The organism is Sphingomonas carotinifaciens (genome assembly GCF_009789535.1).
GTDB lineage: Bacteria > Pseudomonadota > Alphaproteobacteria > Sphingomonadales > Sphingomonadaceae > Sphingomonas > Sphingomonas carotinifaciens.
In genome coordinates this window covers 1,568,549-1,593,783 of the sequence record NZ_WSUT01000005.1, presented here as the reverse complement: position 1 = coordinate 1,593,783, position 25,235 = coordinate 1,568,549, and the positions used below count along the sequence as shown (strand labels likewise).

General features: G+C 65.8%; 25 protein-coding genes and 1 pseudogene. 7 read left to right on the top strand and 19 right to left on the bottom strand.

Features of this window, described 5'->3' with window-relative positions:
* Positions 1-14: 14 nt before the first annotated feature.
* Together metF and GQR91_RS09575 are read right to left on the bottom strand one after the other, a co-directional pair.
* Positions 15-959, bottom strand: coding sequence for a methylenetetrahydrofolate reductase [NAD(P)H] (gene metF, locus GQR91_RS09580; RefSeq protein ID WP_112383395.1), 945 nt, complete (start codon positions 957-959; stop codon positions 15-17).
* A complete protein-coding gene (locus tag GQR91_RS09575) occupies positions 956-1,927 on the bottom strand; it encodes an ArsR/SmtB family transcription factor (protein ID WP_112383394.1) in 972 nt (323 codons plus the stop codon). The genes metF and GQR91_RS09575 overlap by 4 nt, the downstream gene beginning before the upstream one ends.
* A 132-nt stretch (positions 1,928-2,059) precedes the next feature.
* On the opposite strand from GQR91_RS09575, the gene GQR91_RS09570 reads away from it, so the two are divergent.
* From GQR91_RS09570 to GQR91_RS09555, 4 genes are all read left to right on the top strand, one after another.
* Positions 2,060-2,380 (top strand): hypothetical protein, encoded by a 321-nt coding sequence (locus GQR91_RS09570; RefSeq protein WP_149681917.1) that lies wholly within the window; start codon positions 2,060-2,062, stop codon positions 2,378-2,380.
* Between the two features lie 90 nt (positions 2,381-2,470).
* Positions 2,471-2,653: a hypothetical protein gene (locus GQR91_RS09565; protein WP_112383393.1), complete on the top strand. Its 183-nt coding sequence runs from the start codon at positions 2,471-2,473 to the stop codon at positions 2,651-2,653.
* Positions 2,654-2,657: 4 nt separating this feature from the next.
* Positions 2,658-3,617, top strand: coding sequence for an aldo/keto reductase (locus GQR91_RS09560; protein ID WP_149681918.1), 960 nt, complete (start codon positions 2,658-2,660; stop codon positions 3,615-3,617).
* A gap of 145 nt (positions 3,618-3,762) precedes the next feature.
* Positions 3,763-4,884 (top strand): lactonase family protein, encoded by a 1,122-nt coding sequence (locus GQR91_RS09555; protein WP_149681919.1) that lies wholly within the window; start codon positions 3,763-3,765, stop codon positions 4,882-4,884.
* A gap of 440 nt (positions 4,885-5,324) precedes the next feature.
* Here GQR91_RS09555 and kduI read toward each other — a convergent pair whose 3' ends face one another.
* The 5 genes from kduI to GQR91_RS09530 form a co-directional block, all read right to left on the bottom strand.
* The gene (gene kduI / locus GQR91_RS09550; protein WP_149682020.1) at positions 5,325-6,161 is read right to left on the bottom strand and encodes a 5-dehydro-4-deoxy-D-glucuronate isomerase; all 837 of its coding nucleotides are present in this window, start codon (positions 6,159-6,161) and stop codon (positions 5,325-5,327) included.
* A gap of 11 nt (positions 6,162-6,172) precedes the next feature.
* Positions 6,173-7,342: a glycoside hydrolase family 88/105 protein gene (locus tag GQR91_RS09545; protein ID WP_235903942.1), complete on the bottom strand. Its 1,170-nt coding sequence runs from the start codon at positions 7,340-7,342 to the stop codon at positions 6,173-6,175.
* A gap of 182 nt (positions 7,343-7,524) precedes the next feature.
* Positions 7,525-8,256 carry a FadR/GntR family transcriptional regulator gene (locus GQR91_RS09540; RefSeq protein WP_112383390.1) on the bottom strand — a complete coding sequence of 244 codons (732 nt, stop codon included), beginning with the start codon at positions 8,254-8,256 and terminating at the stop codon, positions 7,525-7,527.
* A 68-nt stretch (positions 8,257-8,324) separates the two neighbouring features.
* A complete protein-coding gene (locus GQR91_RS09535; protein WP_249042533.1) occupies positions 8,325-9,608 on the bottom strand; it encodes a DUF2264 domain-containing protein in 1,284 nt (427 codons plus the stop codon).
* Positions 9,609-9,637: 29 nt separating this feature from the next.
* Complete coding sequence (locus tag GQR91_RS09530) at positions 9,638-10,567, bottom strand: DUF4861 family protein (RefSeq protein ID WP_149681921.1); 930 nt, start codon at positions 10,565-10,567, stop codon at positions 9,638-9,640.
* Positions 10,568-10,970: 403 nt separating this feature from the next.
* Here GQR91_RS09530 and GQR91_RS09525 point away from each other — a divergent pair.
* Positions 10,971-11,324: pseudogene (locus tag GQR91_RS09525) on the top strand (transposase); the annotation flags it as partial.
* A 299-nt stretch (positions 11,325-11,623) separates the two neighbouring features.
* A protein-coding gene (locus tag GQR91_RS09520; RefSeq protein WP_149681922.1) for an IS5 family transposase occupies positions 11,624-12,381 on the top strand; the annotation gives its coding sequence in 2 pieces (ribosomal slippage) (positions 11,624-11,957 and positions 11,957-12,381; 759 coding nt in all).
* Positions 12,382-12,680: 299 nt separating this feature from the next.
* Here GQR91_RS09520 and GQR91_RS09515 read toward each other — a convergent pair.
* From GQR91_RS09515 to GQR91_RS09495, 5 genes are read right to left on the bottom strand one after another with little or no spacing between them, the layout of a single operon-like run.
* Positions 12,681-12,920 (bottom strand): hypothetical protein, encoded by a 240-nt coding sequence (locus GQR91_RS09515; protein ID WP_149681923.1) that lies wholly within the window; start codon positions 12,918-12,920, stop codon positions 12,681-12,683.
* Complete coding sequence (locus tag GQR91_RS09510) at positions 12,917-13,177, bottom strand: hypothetical protein (protein ID WP_311732251.1); 261 nt, start codon at positions 13,175-13,177, stop codon at positions 12,917-12,919. Before GQR91_RS09510 ends, GQR91_RS09515 begins: the two co-directional genes overlap by 4 nt.
* Positions 13,178-13,207: 30 nt before the next feature.
* A complete protein-coding gene (locus tag GQR91_RS09505) occupies positions 13,208-16,471 on the bottom strand; it encodes an error-prone DNA polymerase (protein ID WP_149681925.1) in 3,264 nt (1,087 codons plus the stop codon).
* Entirely contained in the window at positions 16,468-18,261 is a 1,794-nt protein-coding gene (locus tag GQR91_RS09500; RefSeq protein ID WP_311732250.1) for a Y-family DNA polymerase, read from the bottom strand. Before GQR91_RS09500 ends, GQR91_RS09505 begins: the two co-directional genes overlap by 4 nt.
* A complete protein-coding gene (locus GQR91_RS09495) occupies positions 18,176-18,763 on the bottom strand; it encodes an ImuA family protein (RefSeq protein WP_235903947.1) in 588 nt (195 codons plus the stop codon). The genes GQR91_RS09500 and GQR91_RS09495 overlap by 86 nt, the downstream gene beginning before the upstream one ends.
* 341 nt (positions 18,764-19,104) lie before the next feature.
* On the opposite strand from GQR91_RS09495, the gene GQR91_RS09490 reads away from it, so the two are divergent.
* On the top strand, positions 19,105-19,551 hold the full coding sequence (locus GQR91_RS09490) for a hypothetical protein (RefSeq protein ID WP_149681926.1): 447 nt from the start codon (positions 19,105-19,107) through the stop codon (positions 19,549-19,551).
* Positions 19,552-19,700: 149 nt separating this feature from the next.
* Here GQR91_RS09490 and GQR91_RS09485 read toward each other — a convergent pair whose 3' ends face one another.
* The 7 genes from GQR91_RS09485 to GQR91_RS09455 all read right to left on the bottom strand — a co-directional run bounded on the left by GQR91_RS09485 (position 19,701) and on the right by GQR91_RS09455 (position 25,189).
* Positions 19,701-20,594, bottom strand: a complete 894-nt coding sequence (locus tag GQR91_RS09485; RefSeq protein WP_149681927.1) for a SphA family protein — start codon at positions 20,592-20,594, stop codon at positions 19,701-19,703.
* 82 nt (positions 20,595-20,676) lie between these two features.
* The gene (locus GQR91_RS09480; RefSeq protein ID WP_149681928.1) at positions 20,677-21,732 is read right to left on the bottom strand and encodes an NADH:ubiquinone reductase (Na(+)-transporting) subunit F; all 1,056 of its coding nucleotides are present in this window, start codon (positions 21,730-21,732) and stop codon (positions 20,677-20,679) included.
* A gap of 4 nt (positions 21,733-21,736) precedes the next feature.
* A complete protein-coding gene (locus GQR91_RS09475; RefSeq protein WP_149681929.1) occupies positions 21,737-22,084 on the bottom strand; it encodes a phenol hydroxylase subunit P4 in 348 nt (115 codons plus the stop codon).
* Between the two features lie 12 nt (positions 22,085-22,096).
* Entirely contained in the window at positions 22,097-23,629 is a 1,533-nt protein-coding gene (locus GQR91_RS09470) for an aromatic/alkene/methane monooxygenase hydroxylase/oxygenase subunit alpha (protein WP_149681930.1), read from the bottom strand.
* Between the two features lie 2 nt (positions 23,630-23,631).
* Positions 23,632-23,901 (bottom strand): MmoB/DmpM family protein, encoded by a 270-nt coding sequence (locus GQR91_RS09465; protein WP_149681931.1) that lies wholly within the window; start codon positions 23,899-23,901, stop codon positions 23,632-23,634.
* Positions 23,898-24,914, bottom strand: coding sequence for an aromatic/alkene monooxygenase hydroxylase subunit beta (locus tag GQR91_RS09460; protein WP_149681932.1), 1,017 nt, complete (start codon positions 24,912-24,914; stop codon positions 23,898-23,900). Before GQR91_RS09460 ends, GQR91_RS09465 begins: the two co-directional genes overlap by 4 nt.
* The gene (locus tag GQR91_RS09455; RefSeq protein WP_149681933.1) at positions 24,914-25,189 is read right to left on the bottom strand and encodes a phenol hydroxylase subunit; all 276 of its coding nucleotides are present in this window, start codon (positions 25,187-25,189) and stop codon (positions 24,914-24,916) included. The genes GQR91_RS09460 and GQR91_RS09455 overlap by 1 nt, the downstream gene beginning before the upstream one ends.
* Positions 25,190-25,235 lie beyond the last annotated feature (46 nt).

Genomic DNA, 25,235 nt, shown 5'->3' with positions numbered 1-25,235 from the left:
GATTGCCGGCGGGATCAGGCCGCCGCCACCACCGCCTGCGGCTTGGCGCGCACGCCCAGCATGTGGCAGATCGCGAACGCCAGTTCGGCACGGTTCAGCGTATAGAAGTGGAAGCTCTTCACGCCGCCCGCATAGAGCCTGCGACACATCTCGGCCGCGATCGTCGCCGCCACCAGTTGCCGCGCGGCCGGGTGATCGTCCAGCCCCTCGAACAATCGGTCCATCCAGTCCGGGATCGCCGCCCCGCACAGCCCGGCGAATTTGCGCGTCTGCGCCACGTTCGACACCGGCAGGATGCCCGGCACGATCTCGGCGGTGATCCCCGCTGCCGCCACCGCGTCGCGAAAGCGGAAGAATGCCTCTGGCGAGAAAAAGAACTGGGTGATCGCCCGCGTCGCGCCGGCATCCAGCTTGCGCTTCAGATTGTCGATATCGCCCACCGTATCCACCGACTCCGGGTGGCATTCCGGATAGGCCGCGACCGAGATTTCGAACGGGTGCCGCTTGGCCAGTCCCGCCACCAGATCGGCCGCATTGGCGTATCCGCCCGGATGGCTGGCGAACTTGGCGCCCAGCGTCGGCGGATCGCCGCGCAGCGCCACGATATGGCGCACGCCCGCCGCCCAGTAATCCTCGGCGACCTGGTCGATCTCCTCGCGCGTCGCCTCCACGCAGGTCAGGTGCGCCGCCGCCGCCAGCGAGGTTTCCCGCTGGATGCGCGCCACCGTCGCATGCGTCCGCTCGCGCGTCGATCCGCCCGCCCCGTACGTCACCGATACGAAGCGCGGGCCCAGCGGCTCCAGCGTGCGGATCGCGTCCCACAATTGCGCGTCCATCTTCTCCGTCTTGGGCGGAAAGAACTCGAAGCTCACCTCCATGTCGCCGCCGACATCGGCGAACAGCGGCGCTTCCAGCGCACGGCGCGCTTCTTCGAGCTGGGGAACGGAAATCGTCGTCATGCCGCTTTCACCATGTTGGAGTCGACCGGGCGCAGGCCTTTCAGCCCCTGTTTGGTGCCCAGCCACAATTTCACCGTCAGCGTACCGCCGCCCAGCGTTTCGATCTGCGTCATGCGCAGGCCCGCATTGGCGAACCAGCCCGCAATCTGCTCGTCGGCAAAACCCAGCCGGGTATGCGCGTCGCGCGCGCGCAGGTCCTCGCGGTCATGCGGCGCGAAGTCGGCGATCAGCAACCGCCCGCCCGTCGCCAGCACGCGCGCGGCCTCGGCGATCGCAGCACCCGGCTGCTGCGCGAAATGCAGCACATGGTGCAGGATCGCGACGTTCGCCGCGCCGTCCGCCATGGGCAGCGCATACAGGTCCGCCTGGCGCAATTCGGTGTTTGGCCGGTCGTGCAGCTTGGCGCGCGCCAGCCGCAGCATCTCCGACGACCGGTCGATGCCCAGCGCCGCGTCCGCCTGCGCGCCGAACACCTCCAGCATCCGGCCCGTACCCGTGCCGATATCGATCAGCGTGCCGATCGACCCCTGCCCCAGTAGCGCGGCCATCGCCGCCTCGACCTCGCTCTCGGCGACGTGCAGCGAGCGGATCGCGTCCCATTCGGCGGCATGATCCTCGAACCAGGTCGCGGCCGATGCCGCGCGGTCCGCACGCACCGCCGCCAGCCGGGCCGCGTCCGCCACCGCCCAGTGATCGGGCTCGTGCACCGACCATTGGTCCAGCGCCGCCACGATCGGCGCCACCGCCTCGCGCGCGCCCAGCGCGACGAACACCCAGCTGCCTTCCTTGCGCCGCTCCGCCAGCCGTGCATCGACCAGGATCTTCACATGTCGCGACACGCGCGGCTGGCTTTGCCCCAGCACCTGCGCCAGTTCGCCGACCGACAGCTCCATCGTGCGCAGCAACGCCAGGATGCGCAGCCGCGTCGGGTCGCCAAGGGCACGGAAAATGTCGAGCGCCATCGCCATGGATCGACATATAAAGATATCTTTATATGCGGTCAACGGAATGGTCGTTTCGGACCTCAAACGGCACATCTGCGTTATGGCCCGGTTGCGGACGGTTAAGTTCGCTTCAAAAATCCAAGGGAGTATGCCCGCATGAAGACGTTTACCCTCGGTCTGACCGCCGCCGCCGCCCTCGCGCTCGCCGCCTGCAGCCAGAACGCCCAGGAGCAGACCGAACAGGCCGCCGACGCCGTCGCCGCCGATACCGAGGCGACCACGCGCAACGCCGTGAACGACGTCGACGCCGCCAGCGATCGTGCGCTGGGTTCGGCCGAGCGTTCGATGGACAATGCCGGCGACCGGATCGAGAACGGCGCCCGCAAGGCCGGCGATTCGATCAGCAACGGTGCGGATGCCGCCGCCGATGCGACCGGCAACGCGCTCACCCGCGCGGGCAACGCGATCCGCGACTGATGATGACGGCCGGGGATATGGGCCGGTGCCCTGTCCCCGGCGCCCCCGTCGGACTGGACAGCGCCGACCCTGCCGGACGACACTTGCCGCATGAACCGCCTTTTTCCCGCCGCCGCGCTCCTGCTTCTTGCCGCCTGTTCGGGCAGCGACGACCAGCCGGGCGGCCTTACCGCCGACGAGGCGAAACAGTTGGACGAGGCCGCCGCCATGCTCGACGCCAATGCCGTCGACCTGAACGCGCTGGATGACAACGCCACCGATCCCGAAGGGTGATGCCATGACCGATCCGCAGAACCGCCGCCGCCTCGGCTCCACCGACCTCCAGATCGCGCCCCTGGTCCTGGGCGGCAACGTGTTCGGCTGGACCGCGGACCGCGCGGCCAGCTTTGCCGTGCTCGACGCCTTTGTGGCGGGCGGCGGTACGCTGATCGATACCGCCGATGTCTATTCCGCCTGGGTGGACGGCCACCGCGGCGGCGAGTCCGAGACGATGATCGGCGAATGGCTCCGCACCAGTGGCAAGCGCGACGCGGTGCTGATCGCCACCAAGGTCGGCATGCTCCCCGGCGAGGGCGGCGAAAAGCTCGCCCCCGCCCGCATCGCCGCCGCGTGCGACGCCTCGCTGAAGCGGCTCGGCACCGACCGGATCGACGTCTATTTCGCGCATCAGGACGATGAGGACACTCCGCAGGAGGCCAGCATGGAGGCGTTCGGCCGCCTGGTCGACGCCGGCAAGATCCGCGTGATCGGCGCCTCCAACTTCCACGCCGCCCGCCTGAAGTCGGCCAACGACGCCGCCCGCGAGGCCGGCCTGCCCCGCTTCCACGTTCTGCAGCCCGAATATAATCTGGTCAGCCGCCACAAGTTCGAGGGCGAGTTGCAGGATTACTGCGTCACCGAGAATATCGGCGTCGTGCCCTATTACGGCCTCGCCTCGGGCTTCCTGACCGGCAAGTACCGCACCCGCGACGATCTCGGCAAAAGCGTGCGCGGCGGCCGCATGGCCGACCTGCTCGACGGTCGCGGCAAGGCCGTTCTCGACGCGATGGACGCCGTCGCCGCCGAGACCGGCGCCACCCTCGCCCAGATCGCGCTCGCCTGGCTGATCGCGCAGCCCGGCGTCACCGCCCCCATCGCCAGCGCCACCAGCGTCGCGCAGGTGGAGGATCTCCTCCCCGCCATGACGCTTGTCCTGACCGACGACCAACTGGAACGCCTGACGCTCGCGGGTGCGTGACCGGCTGTCCCTTGGCCATCGCGAGAGCGGAAGGCGAGGCGCGTTCGGCGCCGAACCTTTCCGCGATCAGGCAAGGATAGCCGCGGCACCCCGCGCCATGCCATAGACCTGATCGCCCCGACGGCGGATGCGAACAGGAGAAGCCATGACCACCCCGATGTCCAGACGCACGATCCTTGGTGCGATCGGTGCCACGGCACTTCCCCTCCCCGCGCACGCCGCCCCCGCTTCGCTCGCGCTCTATGCCGGCGGCTACAACCGGGAAGGCGGCCACGGCCTCCTGCCCCTCCACTACCGCCCCGACACCGAACGCTGGCAGGCGGCCGCGCCGGTCGCCGACGCGCCCGACGCCTCGTTCGGCATCCGCCACCCCCGCCACGGGCTCCATTATCTGGTGCAGGAGGGCGCGGACGGCATGGTCTCCGCCTTCCGCACCGATGGCGACCGCTGGACCCGCGTCGCGCATGTCTCGTCCGCCGGTGCCGATCCCTGCCATGTCGCGCTCGACCGCACCGGCACTGCGCTTGCCGTCGCCAATTACAGCAGCGGCAGCGTCGCCCTGATCCGTCTCGACCCCGCCACCGGCCTTCCCTCGGCCCCGGCAACGGTCCACCCCCACCGGGGCAGCGGCCCCGTCACCGATCGCCAGGCGGGCCCGCATGCGCACTGGGTCGGCTTCACCCCGGACAATCGCTGGCTATGGTCGGTCGACCTCGGCGCCGACACCGTCTTCGCCCATCCCTTCGACGCACGCACCGGCACGCTCGGCACCGCGCAGGCCGCCCTGCGCGCACCCGCCGGCTCCGGCCCCCGCCACATCGCGCTGCACCCCGCCCGCCCCTTCGCCTATCTGATCCACGAGCTCGCCAACACCGTCACCGCACTCCGCGTCGGCCCTGCCCCCACGCTGACCCCACTCGCCCCGCCCGTCTCCACCCTCGCACCCGGCTTCACCGGCAAGAGCCAGGCCGGCGCCATCGCGATCGACGCGCGCGGCCGCTATCTCTACGCCTCGAACCGCGGCGCGGACACGATCGCCGTCTTCGCCATCGCGTCGAACGGAACGCTCACGCCGGTCCAGACCATCTCCGCCACCGGCCGCTGGCCCCGCCACATGCAACTCCTGCCCGGCCAGTCCCGCCTCCTGGTCGCCAACCAGCATAGCGGCACGATCGACAGCTTCGCGGTCGCCCCCGACGGCCGCCTGACCCCGCACGGCCCCGGCACCGCCGCCCCCGGCGTCGCCTTCATCGGCCTGCGCGACTAGAGCGGTTTCCGACCGATCTGCGCCATCGTGACGGAGCCGATTTTGGTTCAGGGCAAGAAGCAAGGAGCGGAGCGATGCCGGGGCATCGTGACCGACGAGCGACGTGGCCCTGGGCCAAAATCGGCCCGCCCCGAAGGGGTTGCATCAGGAAGGCCGCTGGACGTCGTCGCGACGCTCGCAGGGGCAGACCAGCCCCTGCTTCGCGCCGCTCCTAGCCAGCAGCCTTCCTGATGCAATCACGATGACGCAGATCGGTCGGAAACCGCTCTAAACCTCACGCCACCAGCCTGACCCAAACCCCGTTCGTCTCGAGTAACCGTCGAGTAGCGGCAGAGCCGCGTATCGAGACGGTGTATCGAGAGGCATGTTGCCGCACGCGGCCATGTCTCGGCACGAACAGGCAAGGGGGACGACCCTTGCGCGCGAAACCCTGCGCCCCCTCAGGCAAGCTGGCAGATATCGAGCACGTCCATGTCCTCATAATCTTGGTTCTCGCCGGCCATCGCCCAGACGAAGCTGTAGCTGCTGGTGCCGGCGCCCATGTGCACCGACCATGGCGGCGAGATCACGGCATCGCCATCGCCCAGCAGGATATGGCGCAGCTCGTCGGGCTGGCCCATATAGTGGAAGACGCGGGCATCGTCCTCCAGGTCGAAATACAAATAGATTTCCGATCGCCGCTCATGAACGTGCGGCGGCATCGTGTTCCACACGCTGCCCGGATCGAGCCGCGTCAGCCCCAGGCACAGCGACGCGCTCTGGCAGGCATGGGGCAGCACCAGTTGGTGGATCGACCGCGCGTTCGACGTCTCCGGGCTGCCGCGCCGCATCGGCGGATTGCCCGCCAGCGTCATGTGGACGATCGGATAGGCGGCATGCGCGGGCACGCTGAGCAGGTAGAAGCGCGCGCCCGCCCCTTCGAACCGCACGTCCCGGCTGCCCATCGGCACGTAAAGCGCCTCATATTTCGCCAGCGGATAGGCGACGCCGTCCACCGTCACCGTGCCGGCCGCGGGCCCGATATTCACCACGCCCAGCTCGCGCCGCTCCAGCAGAGGATGTCCGGCCGCACTTGCCGGCTCCCGCTGCACCGGCAGGTCCAGCGCCGCCTCGCCCGGCATCGCCCCGCCGATGATGAAACGCTCCCCGTGCGAATAGGTGAGCACCAGTTCGCCGGCACGGAACAGCCCGGTCACCGCATGGCGATCGTGCAGGTCGGCGTTGCTGGCCCCCATCATCATGTCGGGATGAACGGCATGATAGGTCTTGGCGAACAGAGGATCGGCGCTCATCGCCCGGTCCGCTCCATATCGGCGACCGCGGTGGCGGCGAGCAGAAAGGCCCCGACGCCGTAATATTGCGTATCGCTGGCGGTGACCCGGTCGGGCCGGTCGCTCACCTGCTGCACCCAGCCCAGCCGTCCGTCCGGCTGTATCGCGCGGGTCAGCGCATTCCAGCCGCGGAGCGCCGCCGGCCGATAGCGCGCCTTGTCCAACAGACCGGCCTTCACGCCCCAGGCAAAGCCATAGGTGAAGAAGCCCGTCCCGCTCGTCTCCGGCGGGGAATTCTCCGGCGCCAGCAGGGACGGCGCCCAATACCCATCCGGCTTCTGCAAGGTCAGCAGCTTGGCCGCCATCTCCTTGAACAGCGCCTCCATCCGGCGCCGGTCCGGGCTGTTGGCGGGCAGTTGCGGGATGATCCGCGCCATGCCGCCGAACACCCAGCCATTGCCGCGCGCCCAGAATTGCTTGCGATCCTGCTCGTCGCGCCGATCGAAGAAGCGGCTGTCCCGGTAATACAGATGCTCGACCGGATCATACAGGAAGTCGGTGGTCGCCCAGAACTCCTTGATGGCGAACTGCCGGTATTTGGGATCGCCCGTCTGGTTGCTCAGCACCGCCAGGGCGGGCGGCGCCATGAACAGCGCATCGCACCAGCACCAGCGGTCCAGGCACTCGGTGGCACTGTAACCGCCCTTTTTGGGCACTGCGAAGGCCAGGGTCGTCACCGCCGGCTGGTCCACCACCCGGTCGAATGCCGCGCGCGTCGGCGCCCGCGCCTCGGCACCTGCGCCGTTTGCCGCCGCCCACAGATAGGCCTGGGTGATCGCATGATCGTCCGCGAAATAGGGCTTGTCGCCGGGCCGCCAGGCGTTGCGCCGGCCCATGTCCATGATCGCCTGCTTGATCCGCGGCGGGGTGCCCGGCGCATCCGCCAGCGCGGTCATCCCCACCCAGAACACGGCCTGCTCCCACGCCCGTGGATTGCGCGTCTCGCCGGTGGCTGCCGCGATATGGCTGGGATCCAACCGGCCAAGCTGCCAGTCCGCCAGCTTTACCGCCGTTGCCCGCACCGCTGCCGGATCGACCGCCGCCGCGCCTTGCGCTGCGGCAGGGATCGCACCGGGCCATGCGGCGACGGACGCCAGCCCCAGGGCCAGGGCAAGACGCATGCTCATCGTCACTTCTCCATCACAGCAAGGGGGGCGCGCCGATGGCAAAAGCCGGGCATCACGCGGCGATCAGATAGCCCTGCCGCCTCCCCTGCCCGCTCGTGCCGCCTCGGCATCCATCCCCCGATCTCGCGCATCGTTCGGCGCCGACAATTTGTAGGATAACTATCGGCCGTATGTCAAACGGTTCACGGCAAAGCGGTCTGGGGATCGTCGTTCGCGCCGTCGCTCAATTCGGAATGGCGGTTCAGGCTTTCCTGCATATGGTCCCACGCCGCCTGGCGCGCACGCGGCACGTCCATGCGCGTGATGGCGTCCAGGATCGCCTCATGCTCGGCCCGCACCTTGGCGACATAGGCCTCATGCGCGCCCACCGGCTTGTTGCGCAGATACAGGTTGCGTGGCGGCACCAGACGCAGGCCCAGAAAGTCGATCAACCGGACGAAATAGTCGTTTCGTGTCGCCCGCGCGATCGCCAGATGAAACTCCACGTCCGCCGCGGCGGCGGCCACCGGATCGTCGCTGAACTGCGCCATCCGCCGCAGGGCGGCGCGCATCGCCCCCACATCCTCGGTCGTGCGGCGTGCCGCGGCGAACGCCGCCATCTCCGCCTCGATGGCCAGCCGCATCTCCAGCAGCCGGATCACGTCGGCCAGTTCCGACAGTTCGTCGCGCGTCACCTGAAACGCGCGATACCGTGCATCCTCGGCCACATACACGCCCGATCCCTGACGGGAGACGACCAGCCCCTGCGCTTCCAGCCGGGCGACCGCCTCGCGCACGACCGTCCGGCTGACCTTTTCGGTTTCGGCGATGATCTTCTGCGTGGGCATCTGGGCACCGGGCGCCAGGTCCCCGTCCAATATGCTGGTTTCCAGCTTCGCGAACAGGGCATCCGCCATCGACAAAGCCTTGGCCATCTCACTCCTCGCCACCCGGTCTTATCCTACGATTACACGCTTCCCCCGCGCCTACATCGACAGCGCTGTCAATAGTCGACCGGATAGTCCTTCCGGAAATCCTGCCCCGCATAGGCGCGCCGCATCGTCCACGGCATCGCCGCCCCCGTCCAGAACGGGTCCGACGCCGGCCGCCCCAGCGCAACCAGCCCTTCGGAGGCGATATACATGCTGCCGGCGTTCGAATACCAGTCGCCCAGCGTCGGCTGCGCGCGGGTGAAGCCGATCGTCAGGAAGCCGTCCGCATTGAAGTTGCTCGGGTCGGCGAACACCCGTCGTGCCGCCATCACCGTCGCCGCGCGCACCTGCGGCCCGGGCAGCGTTTCCGGCAGCCAGCCGCGCCATGCCAGCACGCCCAGCACCTGATGCGCCGCGATGCGATAGGTCAGCGACCGGCCGATGGCGGCATAGGCGCCGTCCGGCCCGATCATCCGCTCCAGATGCTCGCCATATCGCTGCATCCGGTGCCGTGCCTGTTTAAACGCTTCCGCCGGCTTCAGATTGTTGAACGACGGGTTGCCGCGCGACAGCACCTCCAGCACCTGCACCATCATCGGATGGATGACGTAGCTGTTGTAGTAATCGAAGTGGAACCGCTCGCCATCGCCGTACCAGCCGTCCCCGACATACCAGTCGCCCGCGAACAGCTTGACCGTCATGTCGACGCGCATCGGGTCCCAATCCTCGCCGATCGAGAACAGGAACGCTTCGTTCATCGCCGCGAACAGCAGCCAGTTCTGGTAAGGCGGGGATATGCGGCGCAGGCCTTTGATGACCGCGACGATGCGCTGCTTGGTCTTGGTGTCCAGCGGCTCCCACAACGTCTTTGGCGCACGCAGCAGCGCGCTGGTGAAATAGGCGCTGTCGACCAGCGCCTGGCCATGCCCCTCCCATCCCAGCCGGTCCGGGCTGGCCGGATCGACCGAGTGGACATAGCTTTGCACCGCCTGTTCGCGCAGCGTACGCCGCAGCCGCCCCTCGGCATCGTCGGTGTCCGGCAGGGCCAGCCACGGCGCGATCCCGTCGATCAGCCGCGCGAACGCCTCCATATAGGCGACCTTGGGATCGCGCTTGTCCCAGGTCGGGCTTAACTCAGGCGTCCACTCCTGCTGCAGACGCCCCCGCGCCATGCGCGACAGCACCGGCGTCGCCATCCGCTCCAGCAGGCCGAGCAGATAGCGGCGGTCCTCTGCCCCGCTCGGCAGCGCGGACCTGTCCCCCGCCGCCTCCCCGGCCATCCCCTGCGCCCGCACCGGCACCGCCGCCCCGGCCACACCCCCCGCCATCGCCATCAACACCCGCCGCCGCTTCATCCCCATCCCCATCCCCTCCATCCTCCCCTTCATCGTACCGGCACCGAAAAATCCAACACCTGCGATGCGGCATAGGACTGCCACTTCTCACGGGTGTCGAAGCCCCCTGCCCCCTTGCTCCAGGCAGAGCCTGAAAAGTAGACAAAGGGCTTCCCCGCTTTCACCCGCACCAGGAACAGGTAATTGTCCGCATCGTCGCGCAGTTCGACGATGGTTGCAGGATCGACACGGATCGCCACCGCCATCCGGCCATGCGCGCCGTCTTCCGGGCCCCACCACGTCATGACCCCGCGCGTGCGATCGGCGCTCATCTGCCCCGCGATCGGCCCGGTCGTACGCTTGCCGATACCGATCCCGACGATCATTTCGCCCGGCTTGTTTGACGATAAAGTAGACACCATCCGCGTGAAATGCGTGCCGAGCGGCAGGGTGAAGCGGCGCGTCTCCCATACCGTACGTCCGACATCGACCGGCCAAGGGGCATAATCCACCTCGAAATCGGCCGCTTTTCCGCCGGTTGTCCTGATCCGGTACCGAATAAAATTGCGCGACGTCCACAGCTTGTTGTCGTGCCAGATGCCCAATCCGCCCGCGCCACGACCGGACCCGACATTGTAGAAGTCGATGCCCTCGCCGTGATAGCCATGCTGGTCGCCGCTACGCAGTTGGCGATCGGCGAAGGGCCAGACGAACTGCTTGCCCCAACTATCAATGCCCGATCCCGATGGTGGCTCCACCGCTTCCAGGGCGTGACCGTAGATGCGATGTGCAGTGCGGTCATTCTCCCAAAGCAGATCGTCATGGCGATAATCCGCCAACACCGCCACTGCAGCGGCCTTATGATCGGCTGGCGGGGGCAGTTGCGTATCGATCGGCGGCATGGCGGTTGCCGGCTGTTGCTGCGCATCCAAGCCTGAGCCACCCAAGACCATGATCGCCATCACGGGCACACCACGCATAAACAGGCTTCTCCAGCGCTGGATCATCACGCCTCCTTAGTTATATGACAAGCTATCTCCTCCCGTAACGAATGCAAGCGGGTTATAAGGAAGCCGGACATGCGCAGGCAGGCAGGCGTATATGTTGCATCGTGATCCGGCGTTGTGCAGCACTGAATCCGCCATGGTCACGGTCGTTTCGGAACGAAACCATTGCTGCGGTTAGTGCAGAAACGCGTACCGAAACCGTGTCATACTTCACTCAGGCCGCAGATGGTTAGCGTCAATCCGCCTGTCATGCCGGGCTTCATGAACAACGCTTGTTGGTGCAGCACGTCGCTGATTCAAGACACGGTTTTGAAAGGCGGCTTAAGCGAGCGGCAGGGTTTTCAGATAAGGATCGAGCAATAAACGACCCAAGGCTGCCGCTGGATGTCCCTTGAGCTTCTTCATGACCGCAAGCCAGGTCAGCGACTACACCGGTGCGGCAGCGCTGCTCGACGACATACCCAAGGCGCAGTGGCTGCTCGGCGACCGCGGCCATGACGCCGACTGGTTCAGGGACGCCTTGCAGTCGAAGGGCATCGAGCCCTGCATCCCGGGCCCCAGGTCGCGCAACGAACCCGTCCGGTACGACAAGCGCCGCTATCGGCACCGCAGCCGCATCGAGATCATGTTCGGCCGTCTGAAGGACTGGCACCGAGTCACCACGCGCTACGACCGCTGCCCCACTGCCTTCTTCTCCGCCGTCGCCAAGGATGCCACCGTCATCTTCTGACTGTGATCAACGAGTCCTAGCCTTACGGCCAGAGGGGGAGACCTGACGACCGAGCTGCGCGGCGAGTTGGCGTCGATGCTGGAGCTGAGCGCGAGCACAGACATGCAAAACGCCTCGGAAGCGGTGGCTTCCGAGGCGTTGCAAATGAAGTTGGTTGCGGGGACAGGATTTGGCCGCTGCAGAACTAGATTTAGACTAAGCGGCATAGACAAATTTGAGCCGGTATCGTCTGGTGGCTAGGATCAGGACCCATTGATGTGAGCGTCGCGATCTGATTCAGGCTCCGTGAGGAGACCGGAATGAGCGACCTGTACTGGCTGACGGACGATCAGATGGAGCAGCTGCGGCCTTTCTTCCCCAAGAGCCACGGCAGGCCTCGGGTGGATGACCGGTGGGTGTTGGGCGGCATCGTCTTCGTCAACCGCAATGGGCTGCGCTGGCGAGATGCGCCCAGCGCCTATGGTCCTCACGAGACGCTGTACAACCGGTGGAAGCGCTGGGGCGAGCGAGGCGTGTTCACGCGCATGATGGAGGGGCTGACCGCAGGCGATGCCGAACCAAAGACCGTCATGATCAATGCGACCTACCTGAAGGCGCACCGCGCGGCATCGAGCCTGCGGGTTAAAAAGGGCCTCTCGGCCGTCTGATCGGTCGGACCAAGGGCGGCGTGAACACCAAGCTCCATGCCGTGGCCGACGCGAACGGCCGCCCGTTGAGCTTCTTCATGACCGCGGGCCAAGTCAGCGACTACACCGGCGCGGCAGCCCTGCTGGACGACCTGCCAAAAGCGCAGTGGCTGCTCGGCGACCGCGGCTACGACGCCGACTGGTTCCGCGACGCCCTCCAGGCCAAGGGCATCCAGCCATGCATCCCCGGTCGGCGATCATGCAACGAGCCGGTCAGGTACGGCGAGCGTCGCTACAGGCGCCGCAGCCGAATCGAGATCATGTTGGGCTGCCTCAAGGACTGGCGACGCGTCGCAACCCGCTACGATCGCTGCCCCACGGCCTTCTTCTCTGCCGTCGCCCTCACTGCCACCGTCATCTTCTGGCTGTGATCAAAGAGTCCTGACCCTAAGCTACTGCGGAGGGATACACATGGTTGCGCCAAATTCGAGCAAGCAGGCCCGGTTTCATAGGGATTGCATGAGGCTCTATCCCAACTGCTTGGCTCCTGGTTGTTCGGAAAGGAGCACTGAAGCAGATCATATTATCCCTAGCTGGGCGGGCGGGTCAGACGATCCCGTGACCAATGGGCAGGGCCTGTGCAAAAAGCATGAAAAAGAAAAGACAGCAGCCGAGAACAAGTTGCGGCCCGCAGGCCTGAACGGACAACCGCTTCCAGCAAACCTATAGTCTAGCGTCGCAGCGCCGGGATCGCCGATAGGGAGGCGTGGCCGCGCCGCCCGCAGCCGCGGCAGCGGAGCCGGATCATCTTGTTTGCGACCTTACCGTCACCTTTGAACCGTTCGAGGATCCGCTCGGCCGGAAAGTTGATGGTGCGGCCGCACGCGCAGACGATCCGCATGTCGGCGCGATCAGCCGCCCATTCGCCAAGCGTTTGGTAGGAAGTGTCGTTCTTCGGCCGGCTGCTCACAGCGGCGAAACGTCCTCGTAGCGCCCTGCTTTCCGCAGCTGGCGCACGATGCCGTTGAAGGCTGCGGTGACCCCCTGGGCTCGCCCGATCTCGTTCGCCTGCGAGGCGGCGTCCCAGTAAAGTTCGAGCGGCCAGCGCTCAGGGCAGTGCGGCAGAAGGCAGCGCAGCGCCAGGCGCACTTCCATGCCGTCGACCGTCGTTTCCGAGCACCTGGCCACGCCGGCACGCAGGATATGCACCGACAGCGCAATCACCACGCGCTGGTGCCGAGGAAGCGTCGACACGGATCAATGAAAGTCGTGCGATTTGAAGCGCACGACGTCCTCAGGATCCTTACCGTCCGCATGGGGCGGCCAGTATTGGTTGCGCGGCTCGGGCTGCCATCCCTTGTCCCCGCGATCCGGTGAGCCTGGATGCTGGCCCGCATCGCCGCGCCCGGTGCGGTGCGGGAAGGACATATCTCCGACACGGTGGAGCAGGTCGCCATGGTCGACGATCCGGTCGCAGATGACGTGGATCACCTCGCCTTCCTTCTGCACTCGCCCTTTCAGCCCGACCATGGAGGCCGACATCACGGTGCGACGCTGCGCCTCGAAGCGGTCGGGCCAGAGTATGCCGTTGGCGACGCCGGTCTCGTCCTCGATCGTTATGAACAGCACACCCTTCGCGGAACCGGGCTTTTGACGCACCAGGATGATGCCCGCGACTTCGACGTGGCGGCCGTCGCGGACGCTGGCGAGGTCAGCGCAGCGGGTGACGCCGCGGCGTCGCAGCTCGTCCCGCACGAACGTCAGCGGGTGAGCGCGGAGCGACAGCTGGATGTTGCGATAATCCTCGATCACCTCACGGCCATCAGTCAGCGCCCGCAGCTGCACCTCTGGCTCGATACCTTCTGCGCTCAGCGTCTCGGCCGCACGATCCGCCGCGGAAAAGAGTGGCAGCGGAGCCTCGCCGAGCCCCCTCACCTTCCATAGACCCTGCCGGCGATCGGCACCGAAGCTGTGGAAGGCATCGCCGTCCGCCAGCTTCTCGATCGCGGCACGCTGCGCGCCGGATCGGCGCCACACGTCCTCGACGCAGTCATATGCGGTGGTGCTGCGCGCGGAGACGATTTTCGCTCCGTCAGCGTTCGATAGGCCGCGGATCACTCGCAGGCCAAGCCGCACCGCCAAATAGCGCCCGCCTGTTCGCTCGAGGGTGCAATCCCACCGGCTCGCATTGACGCAAGGTGGCCGCACCTCGACCCCGTGCTCGCGCGCGTCGCGGACGATCTGTGCGGGCGCGTAGAAGCCCATGGGTTGCGCGTTCATCAGCGCGGCGCAGAACACGTCCGGATGATGGTGTTTCATCCAGCTGCTTGCATAGGAGATCTTGGCGAAGCTGGCTGCATGGCTCTCGGGGAAGCCGTAGGAGCCGAAGCCCTCAAGCTGGCGGAAGGTTCGCTCGGCGAAGTCGCGGGGATAGCCGCGTGCGACCATGCCCTCGATCAGCTTCTCGCTAAAATGGCTGACCCCGCCGGTGAATTTGAAGGTGGCCATGGCGCGACGCAGCTGGTCCGCCTCGGCCGGCGTGAAGCCCGCGCCGACGATGGCGACCTTCATGGCTTGCTCCTGAAACAGGGGAACGCCGAGGGTCTTTTCCAACACAGCGCGCAGCTCCGGGCGCGGGTATTCCGGCCGTTCCAGCCCCTCACGCCGGCGAAGATACGGGTGGACCATGTCACCCTGGATCGGTCCCGGCCGCACGATCGCGACCTGGATTACGAGGTCATAGAAGCGCCGAGGCTTCATCCGCGGCAGCATGCTCATCTGCGCACGGCTTTCGATCTGGAAGGTGCCGAGCGTGTCAGCCTTCTGGATCATGGCATAGACTTCAGGGTCATCATCCTGTAGGTCTGCCAGTCCGACACGAATACCTTTGTCTTGTTCAAGTATATTAAACGCCCGGTTCATGCACCCAAGCATACCGAGGCCGAGAACGTCGACTTTCATAAATTTCAGACTGTCGATGTCATCTTTGTCCCATTCGATGATTTGCCGGCCTTCCATTGCGGCAGGTTCAATAGGAACTAGATCATCAAGACGATCATGGGTCAGCACGAACCCGCCTGGATGCTGCGACATGTGGCGCGGCACGCCGATCAGCTTGCGCGCGAGGTCGAGCGTGAGCCGCAGCCGGCGGTCGGCGATGTCGAGGTTGAGCTCGTCGACCTGCTTCTCACCGACGCCCTCGGCCGACCAGCCCCACACGAGGCCGGCGAGCGAGGACGTCAGATCCTCCGGTAGCCCGAGCGCTTTTCCAACGTCACGCACCGCGCCGCGCGCGCGGTAACGGGTCACGACTGCGGTCAGCGCCGCGCGATCACGCCCATAGGTCTCGTAGATCCACTGGATGATTTCCTCGCGGCGCTCATGCTCGAAGTCGACGTCGATGTCGGGCGGTTCGCGGCGCTCGCCCGACACGAAGCGCTCGAAAAGCAGCTCGTGCTTGATGGGGTCGATGGAGGTGACGCCGAGCACGAAGCACACGCAGCTGTTTGCGGCCGAGCCGCGGCCCTGGCAGAGGATCCCGCGCCGACGCGCCTCGCGCACGATCGCATAGACGGTGAGGAAGTACGGCGCGTAGCCAAGCTCGCCGATCAGCCGCATCTCATGCGCGATCTGGTTGGTGTACGCCTCCGGCGCTTGGCCATCGAACATCCGCTCGACCGCTTCGGTCGCCAGCTTCTCCAAGGCTTCCTGCGCTGACAGCCCCTCGATCAGGCGCTCGTGCGGGTATTGATAGGCCAGCTCGCCAAGGTCGAAGGTGCAGATGCGCGCGATATCGACGCTTGCCTGCAGCGCGTCCGGATAGGCGCGGAATCGCCGGACCATCTCGTCGGGCGATTTGAGCGCCCGATCCGCGTTGACCTCGCGGCGGTAGCCGAGCTCGTCGACGGTGCATTTCTCGCGCACCGCCGTCACCACGTCCTGCAGCAGCCGTGCCTCGGGCGCATGGTAGAGCACATCGCCGGTCACAACGGCACGGACCCCTGCCCCGCCTGCCTGCCGCGCCAGCGCATCGATGCGGACCGCGTCCCCCGGCCGACGCCGCTGGAACAGGGCCATATAGCCGCGACGCCCGTAGATAGCCTTCAGGTCTTTCAGTGCGGCGACGTTCTCCTCGTCGGCCTCGTGTGGCAGCAGGATGGCAACGACACCCTCCGACCACGGCTCGAGGTCGTGCCAGTGGAGAAGGCATCCGCCCTTGCCTGCCCGCTTCTTGCCGACGGTGAGCAACCGCGTGATCCTCGACCAGGCGGGCCGATCGGTCGGATAGAGCAACAAGCGCCGGCCGCAGGACAGATCGACGCGCGTGCCCGCGATCGAGCGGACGCCCGTAGCCTTCTGCGCCTCCCATGCCCGAACGACACCCCCAACGGTGCCGATGTCGCTGACGCCGATCGCCGGGTAGCCGAGCAGCGCCGCGGCCGCGAACAACTCCTCTGGCGACGACGCGCCGCGTAGCAGCGAGAAGTGGGTGAGCACCTGCAGCTCGACATAGTGGGTCATCCGAAGACCCCGTGCATCCACCAGGACAGGTCGCCCGTCTCTTCCTCGAAACCGTCACCGCGTCGGAAGACCCAGTAGCGGCCGCCCGCATCGTCCTCGACACGGTAATAGTCCCGCACCGCCCACACCTCGGCATCGCGGCGCCACCATTCGCCATGGACCCGCTCGGGGCCATCGCCGGCGACGATCTTGTAGGTCTTGCCGCGCCATTCGAACCGACGTGGTGGCTGGTCCGGCATCAGCGCTATCACGCGCGCCAGCGGCTCCGGCCGGGCAAAGAGGCGGATCGGGCGCTTCCATGCCGGCCATGATCCTGGCATCTCCACCGGGTCGGAGCGGGTGACGGCCCGCTCCGGCACATGGCTTTCGACGGGCGCAAGCCGGTAGACGGCATAGCCTCCAATCCTGCCAGCGATGACGTCGACCAGACGCGCCGGGTCCCGCACCAGCGCCTCGCCGGCGAGGACCGCGCCAAGGTCGACCGCATCCAGCGGTTCGGTATGCGGCGCGACCAGCCAGAATTGCTCGAGGCCCATGCCAGGGTCGATCCGCTCGATCCTGAGCTTCAGAAGCCTGAGAAGGTGCGATACCTCGCGCGTCGGCCGCGACGTGCCGACGCCCACGACCTGTTCCGTGCCGTCGACGCGCAAGGCCGTGAGGCGGAGTGCCCGTGCCCCTAAGCCTCGCGCTTGCAGGACCTGCGCAAGATCGTTCAGCAGGTCGCCCATAACCTGTTCGATCGCCTCGGCTGTGCCGATCGGCTCAAGGAGGCGACGCTCGACCATCGGAACTTCGGCATCCTCGCGCGGGGTGATTGGCTCGGCCACGGCGCCGAGCGCCTGGTCCAGACGCGTGATTGCCGGCAGACCGAGCCGACGCGCCAGTGGCCCACGCGCGACCGGCAGCAGATCCGCTACTGTCTCGAAGCCGAAGCGTTTGGCAGCGCTGATGGCGCTCGGCGCCAAGCGCAAGGCGACGATCGGCAGCGGCGAGATCGCACTGGCGGTTGCACCCGGCTCGACGCGGGTCAGCTCGCTGCGGCCGAAGCGAGCGAGGGCATGGGCCGCCCCTGCCGTATCAGCGACGGCCACGCGTGCGGTGAAGCCGGCACGACGGCAGAAAGCGATCAGCCGCCTGCAGAACCGCTCCTCACCACCATGCAGATGCGCGCAGCCAGCAAGGTCGATCCAGAGCCCATCGGCGGGCGTGACAGCAGCAATCGGCGACCAGCGCCGAACCGCGAACAGCGCCAGGCGGTCGAGGAGTGCCGCATCAGCCTCCGGCTCGGCCGGACGGAAGTCGAGATCCGATACGAGAGCGCGCGCATGGGTCGCAGCCATACCGAGATGAATACCGAGCGCCCGTGCACCTTCGCAGGCAGCAACCACCTCCTCGCGCCGGCCCGCCTTCCCGATAAGCGCCAAAGGCGGAAAGCCATTGCTTTTAATATCCAACGGCGATGCTTTCGGCGTCGGATGCCCTGTGATTACGGTCTTATAAGGGTGGCTTGCTGCCTCCGATCGCCGGCCGAGCTCGCGCATCGGCGGCTGTGCATGCGTTGGCAGCGCCGCGATCTGCGTCTCGACGTCGGCGCGGGAACGCAGGCCCTCGCGTGCCCACCGCGCACCTGGCCGCCAACCGCCGCCCCGCGGCACCGAACAGGCGCCGGGGTCGTCATCTACCGGCAGCTCGAGGACAGGCCGTTCAGGCTGCCGCGAAGCGGACCGCTCCAACCGTCTCAGCCGCTCGATGGCCAAGTCCGGCAGGAACAGCGAGACGACCCGTCTCATTGCTGCCCTCCACAATCAGGGAGAACCCCTCACCCCCACGCTGGCGAGTGCATTCCACCGTCCATCTCGCTCTTCCTACACCCGCGACCTCAAGCCGCTCGGACGGTGCGGTGCCGATCCGCCAGCGCGTCCAGGCCGCGGATGGTTCGGCAAGCGGATCCTCGTTGAGCCCGCGTCGACGGCGCAAAAGCAGGACCGGCATGTCAGCCTCGGCCGCGACCAACTGCAGGCGGCGGGTGGCGACCATGGAGACTTTGCTCGCCTCTGCGACGATGGCAGACGGTGTACCGTCGCGCACCGCATCCTCAATCACCGCCAGAAGGGCCGCGTCATCGCGCGGTTGGGCATGGATCACGGCTGCGCTGGGTAAGCCGATCTGCTCCAGCGCCGGCGCATACAGGTCAGCGCGGCAACTCGCCCACAACACCGGCCCGCCTGTCGCAGCAGCTTCACGCGCGGCGATGCTGGCGAGGAAGAGCGTCGTTGCCGCGTCGTCGACCATCGTGGCACTCTGCGCTGTCGCCTCGTGGAGCGCGCCAGCGCGTAGGCCCCCTGCCCCGAGCCGCCCGTCGATCGCGTCGACGCCGAAAGGCATGATGCGGAAGTCGGTCGTGGGTGTAGCGATCGTCCGAAGATGCGCTATGGTCGGCGCTGATGAATCAAGGGCGGCGGGCATAAGGGTTAGACTCTACCTGTTCCCTTTATGTTCCGTTACCGAGCCCTATTGGTCAAGCCTCGATCCTCTCGGTTTATCGTTTCGCGGTGGAACACCTGCCAAACGGTGTGAAAACAAACGGCGAAAATCAGCTTTCCAAGGCTGGTCGCGTGACTCATAGAAATGCGATGCCGATCCGCGCCGAAAACCGTTGGCTTTACCCGATCGACTGGCAGCAGCTGTCAGACACGATCCGGTTCGACCGCGCCGGCAGACGCTGCGAGCAATGCCGTCGGCCGCACCTTCGGCGGGTCGCTCACCTTGGCGATGGACGCTGGTGGGATGCCGATGCGAGGTGTTGGCGGTCAGACCAGGGCAAGCGGGTTTCGATGAAGGGCGGCTTTACGCTGGCGAGCGTCCGCATGACCTATGTCGTGCTGGCTTGCGCGCACCTCGATCATGATCCGAGCAACCGCGCCCCGGCTAACCTGCGAGCGCTCTGTCAACGCTGCCACATGATCCACGATGCGGCCGAGCACCGCTGGCAGCGCTGGTGGAATGCGTTTCGACTGCGGGCGATGCGGGACCTGTACGAGGATCCGCGCATCACCCGCGAGCGACACGCTGCAAGTTAGAGGTCAATGTTCCGGTTCTTCATGGCGTCAGCCGCGATGTCAGCGATAGGCTCTACCCCGCCTACTGCCTCATAGATCACGGTAACATCGTGGTCCACACCCCTTCTGTCTCCGATGGATTGAGCCGAGCGCGGGTCGATCCCGCACCCTCAGAACCGGAATGCAGCCTTGAGCCAGAAGCTGTTGCCTTGGGTGCGGTTCGAGGCGGAGAGCTCGTGCTGCCACTGGGCGACGATCGGCACCTTGCCGGCCTGATAGCGAACGAGCGGTCCGAGCGCGAATACCTCACCTCGATACCCGTCAGTGCCGACCTTTACGCCATTGAGCTTGTCGTCGGTCGTCTGCTTGAAATAGTAACCGGTGACACCGATTGTGATCGGATTGAAATTGTAGGATGCCGCGAAGTCGACGTGCGCTGCCTGCCCGGAGCGGTACTGGGTTGCCGTGTTCTTGGTGTTGAAGTCGTACATGAATTTCGCCGACACCTCGGGACCGCTGCCAGCGGGATTGAAGTGCGACACCGCGAACACGGGCTCGAACGTCCAATAATTGTTGCCGATGTTGGCGAGATCGGTGCGCTTGTAGCGTCCCGTGGGCACGAACGTGTCCATCGTCAGCACGAAGAACGTGTTCTTGCGGTTCCAGCCGAGAACGAATGGATTGACGATCAGATCGCCGATCCCGAATTTGTTCTGCCTACTGCCGCCGGCGCGAACATTGACGTTCACCACGGGCACGAACACCTGCATCGCGAGCGCTGCGCCGAGGATCTTGGTGTTGGTGACGTGGACGAAGCGTGGGATGTTGGCGACGGCATCCACCGACAGATCTGGCGGCCCGACGTTGTTGCCGTCGCGATCGTTCAGCCGATCGGCGGTGTAATAATATTGGTAGTCGAGGAGGTAGGTTCCGGGGGGCGGCAACGCCGCTATCGTCAGGGCCTCCGCGCCGTTGGGATAGGCGCTCTTACCCCCCTCTGACGCGACCGATGGCGTCGCGAGGGATGCGGCAATTCCCGCAAGGCCCCAGGCAAGCATCTTCATGACGTGATCCTCCCCTCGTCATTTGGACGCAGCGATCCGTCGGCGAGGTCGTCGCCGGCCTGCGTTCCAGTTGGTGATCTGTTCAGAGCTTCTTGAAGAACGGCGATCGGACAGACTTCTCCGCGTCCGCTGCGGTGGCAAATTTCTCGACGAAGATGTCTTTCTCGAACAGCCGGCCCTTCATGAGCGACCCGATCCCTGCCTCGATCATCGGGGGCGGACCGCACAGATAGGCTTGGTGACCGGCGAAACGGCCGCCGAAGTGGCGTTCGGCCGCCTCATGGACGTAGCCGGTTTCTCCACCCCACTCGTCCTGCGCCTCCGCTTGGGAAACGACGGGTACGTAGCGAAACAGCGGGTTTTCATCGGCGATCCGCCGGAACAGGTCGGCGAAATGCAGGTCGTGCGGTCGACGGGCACCGTGAAATAGTGTGATCTGCTGGTCATACCCCTGTTCGATAAGCTCGAGCACCATGCTCTTGGGGCTGGATAGTCCCGAGCCACCGGCAAGGAAGATCAGCGGCTTGTTCGCCGAGCGCCTCACGAAGAAGTGTCCGAACGGACCGGCGAAGCGCATCTCGTCCCCGACCTTCAACTCCTCGTGCAGGTGCTTTGTCGCCTTGCCGCCTGGCACAAGCCGGATATGAAGCTCGACAATGCCGGTCTCTGCGGGGCTGTTCGCGATCGAGAAGGCGCGTGTCCCCTCGATCCCGTCAATCGTCAGGTTGACGTATTGACCGGCCTGGAACGCGACCCCGGTCGGAACCGAGAGCCACACGCCGAGGATGTCGGGTGTCAGCATCTCGCGCCGGGTTACCGTCCCGACGTAATCGGCCACCGCGATCCGCTGCGCGTCCGGATCATCGTCGACGTCCGCCTCGATCGTGACGTCGCCCTCGATCGTGGCGACGCAGGCCAGGGTCGCCCCCTCGTCCCGCTCGAAGTCCATGAGTGCGAAGGAACTCGCACCGCCGTGATCGACTTCGCCTTCGAGCACGGTCACCTTACAGGTGCCACACAGGCCATGCCCGCAGGCGTGGGGCAGGTAAATCCCCGCCCGGAGGCACGCGTCGAGGAGGTTCTGGCCTTCAGCCACCTCTACGGTGTCGCCGGTCGGTTCGATCGTGAGCGTCGGCATGATGTCAGGCGCGGCCGAACGGTTGCGTCCAGAAGCGAATGAGCGACTTGTGGCCGACGCCCTGTTCGCCAATGCCCTTGGCCGCTTCAGGCTGCCAATCTTCGCCGTCCAGCATCCAGCGCGCGGTCGAGAGATCGACCTCCGCCCAGTCGGGATCGACCGAGTAGAGCGAGGGTAGGATTTCCGCGGTGAGCGCCCCGAAGGGCGTTTCAGGCGGCAGCGGCAGCGTGATCGCCGAGCAGAAGTTGTTGTGGCCCTCCCAGTGGACATAGACGAGTTGGGCGCCGCCGAAGTTCTCCACCCGGTCGCGGACCGGGCCGGAGTAACCGGGGTTGAGGCTTGCTGTGGGCATCGATGGTCGTCCTTATTCCGCGGCCACGGCCATGGGAGCGGCAGGGCGTCGGCCTTCCATCCACTTCTCCCACTGCGCCTCCTCGGGCGAGCCGGCATAATCCATGTTATCGGCACCCTGGTTTATGTGATACCAGTCGAGGACCTCCGGAACGGTCGCGCCGCCACAATTGCCCTGGAAGATCTGGTGGACCGGAAGCCACGCCTGCGAATACTTTTCCGGCTCGTGGTCGAAGATGTCCTTACAGCCGTCGGAGCAGGTATGGTACTTGTCCCCGCCGAACTCCGAGACGCGGAAGCTGATCGTGGTGGGATCGTCGACCTCCGTGAACGCCATCGGAACCTGACATACCTGGCAAAGCTGCGGCAGCCCGTTGTTGTAGAAGCGCTTGCCCTGATCGGCCTGGTCGCGCCAATTGAGATAGCGCTGCTCGTAGTGTTGCGCGAACGTGTCCGGGTACTTCTCGCGCAGCCAGGCGAGGTGCTGATCGTCGACATCCCACGTGTGGACGGCCGCGGCGTGGGTGTAGTTGTAAAAGATCGTCCACGCCTGATGGGTGATATGACCCTTTTCGGCCTTGGCGACGTCGGCGTACTTGGGCTCACGGATGCCGTAACGGGCGAGGTCCGCGAACAGCGCTCCGCCGGCCTGCTCGTAGTAGGTCTCCCACGCCTCGGCCCAGGACATCACCTTCTTCGGCAGCATGTAGTCCATCATCATGGCGACGAGGGTGAGGAGGCGGTATCCGCGCCAGAACCACTTGTCGATCCAGCCCTGCACGATCGGCACGTTGGCCTCGTCCTGCTCCAGCAGGAAGCGGACGGCCTCAAGTCCGAGCGTCATGTGCCGGCTCTCGTCCGATTGGGCGGAGAAGCCGAACGTCACTGTCGCCATGTCGCCGTTGTAGGCGGCGCCCGACATGAACGGCACGAACAGCAGGTTGGTGAGGACGTACTCGAACGCGAAGCTGATCGCGGTGAGGAACTCGAACGGCCCCGCGGTCGTCGCGTCATCGAAGAACGACTTCGGCACCGACAGATACCACAGCCGGTCATGCATGTGGGTGAAGTCGTGGATGCCGTCGAAGAACTTGTTGTAATGGCTGATCGTGTGAATCTGCGTCTGGCAGTGTCGTAGCTCGTCGATCGACTGCATCTGCGCGGCGACCCGCAGGCCTGCTCCAGGCAGATGGCGTGCGAGGTGCGCGAAGTGGCGGTGTGCCTGATATTCCAACGGCGTCACGCCCTGGATGAAGAGCTTTACTGCGTTCAGGTAACGCGCGTCGGTGATGCCGAGCTGCCCGTTGTTCTGCGCCATCGAATCGATGACCGCGTAAAGCTTGCGCTCCTTCTCCGCCTGGAACTTCCAATAGGCGTCCATGGTCAGCTTGAAGGGATCTTCCCAAGCATCCCAGTCGTGGACCTTGATCCCCTCGTACTTGGCGAATGGGAAGATGTCGTCCTTTGACTGATAGCTCGGCTCCCAGTCGAGGCCGCGGGTGAAGTGACCGTACTTCTGCTTCAGGTTCAGCTTACGGGCTGCCATGATTACCTCCAATAAACCGCGAAATAGTCATCGTCCTCGTCGACCGAACCGGACAGCGAGATGACGCTCAGGTGGATTTCCTGCGGGTCCCAGTCGCGCCCCAGTCGCTCGGATACGCTGGCTGCCTTGATCTCGAGCCGTCCCGGACGGTCGATCTTCGTCATCGCCGGCATCGAGCGGCGCTCGGCGCCCGGATTGTCGGCCATGATCGCCTCGGCGATCGCGAAGCCGTCCTGGGAGTTCTGCAACGTGATGGAGACGGGCTGGGTCATGCCGCCTTCTCCCGTTCGGCGATCGCGCCGAGACCGGCCACCCGGTCCTGAAGCTGCGCACCGATCTCGGCGACCGCGGATGCGCCCCGATCGCCGAGCACCATATCTGCGACCGGCTGAACCGCGGCGCGAGCACGCTCGTCCCAGCGGTCGAACCAATCCCTGAGAGTCTGGCGATTGGCCTCGGATTCTCCTGCTGCCGCCTTGAGCACTGCATCGGTCCAGCGGCTGTTGTCGGCGAACCAGTCGCCGAGAAAGCCGGTCATCATCGACAGCGGCGAGCCGTTATGGGCGGCACCGGCGCGATCGAATGCCTGCGTGACCAGCGGGTAGACGTAGCCGTCGAGCACGACGAGCTGGGCCACGAAGAGCTCGAACCAGTCGCGCACCACGAGAAGATCCTCGACCAGACGACGCATCGGCTGCCATTCGGGCGCATCGAGCCACTGTGTCTTGGCGGCAAGGAGCTGTTCGTCAGAACCCTCGCCGAGGACCAGGCCGATGCGCGAGATGATCTGGGCGATCCCCAACCGATCGGTGCCGCAGAAAGCGGCTGCCGACGTGATCTGAGTTCCATAGCCCCAATCGGCGATGAGCTGGCAGTTCATGTTCGCCGCCCATTCGACGTGACGCAGCGGCAACAGGTAGGTGGCGAACATCGCCCGCCAGTCCGTATCGACGCTGCCGACGAGGCCGCGCTTATCGACGAAGTTGACCGCATCGTCGAAGGACTGCTGCATCGCCGCGCGGCTAATGTTGTAGGTCGCATAGTAGAACTGGCGCGGATCGCGGAACGCATACCAGTCGGCCATCTCGATGACGGTGCGACGCGGGTCGAACAGCTCGCGCTCCGGATCCCAGGTCGGCCGGTAGTGGAAGTTGGCGACCGGCTGCACATCGTAGGTCGCCTCCTCGTAACGCGAGGCCGCCTTGTCGGTCCCGAACCGGCGCGCAATGTGCGAGAAGGTCTGCCGCCGTGGCGTGATCGCCTCAGCCTGAATATCGATGTTCATCAGTGCGCTCCGACGGGATGGACGTGGGCCGGCGATCCGCTGAACATCCGCAGCACAGTGGCGCTTTCGGCGGGGTCGGCGGCAGTGACCAGGCACCGATTGTCGGTGCAGAAATCACGAAAGGCGGGGATCGGCAGGACGAGTTCGACCGTGAGGTCGGGGTCGCCGTAAACGAAGTCGAATTGCACAACCTGCTTATTCGTGACGCCCGTCACAACAGCCTGGAGCTTCGGTCGCCGTGCCGGATCGCCGCCGGCTGTCCTCGTTTCAAGCATGATACCTCTTCCTTCGAAGCCGTCTTCGCGGCTTCTGAATGGTAAG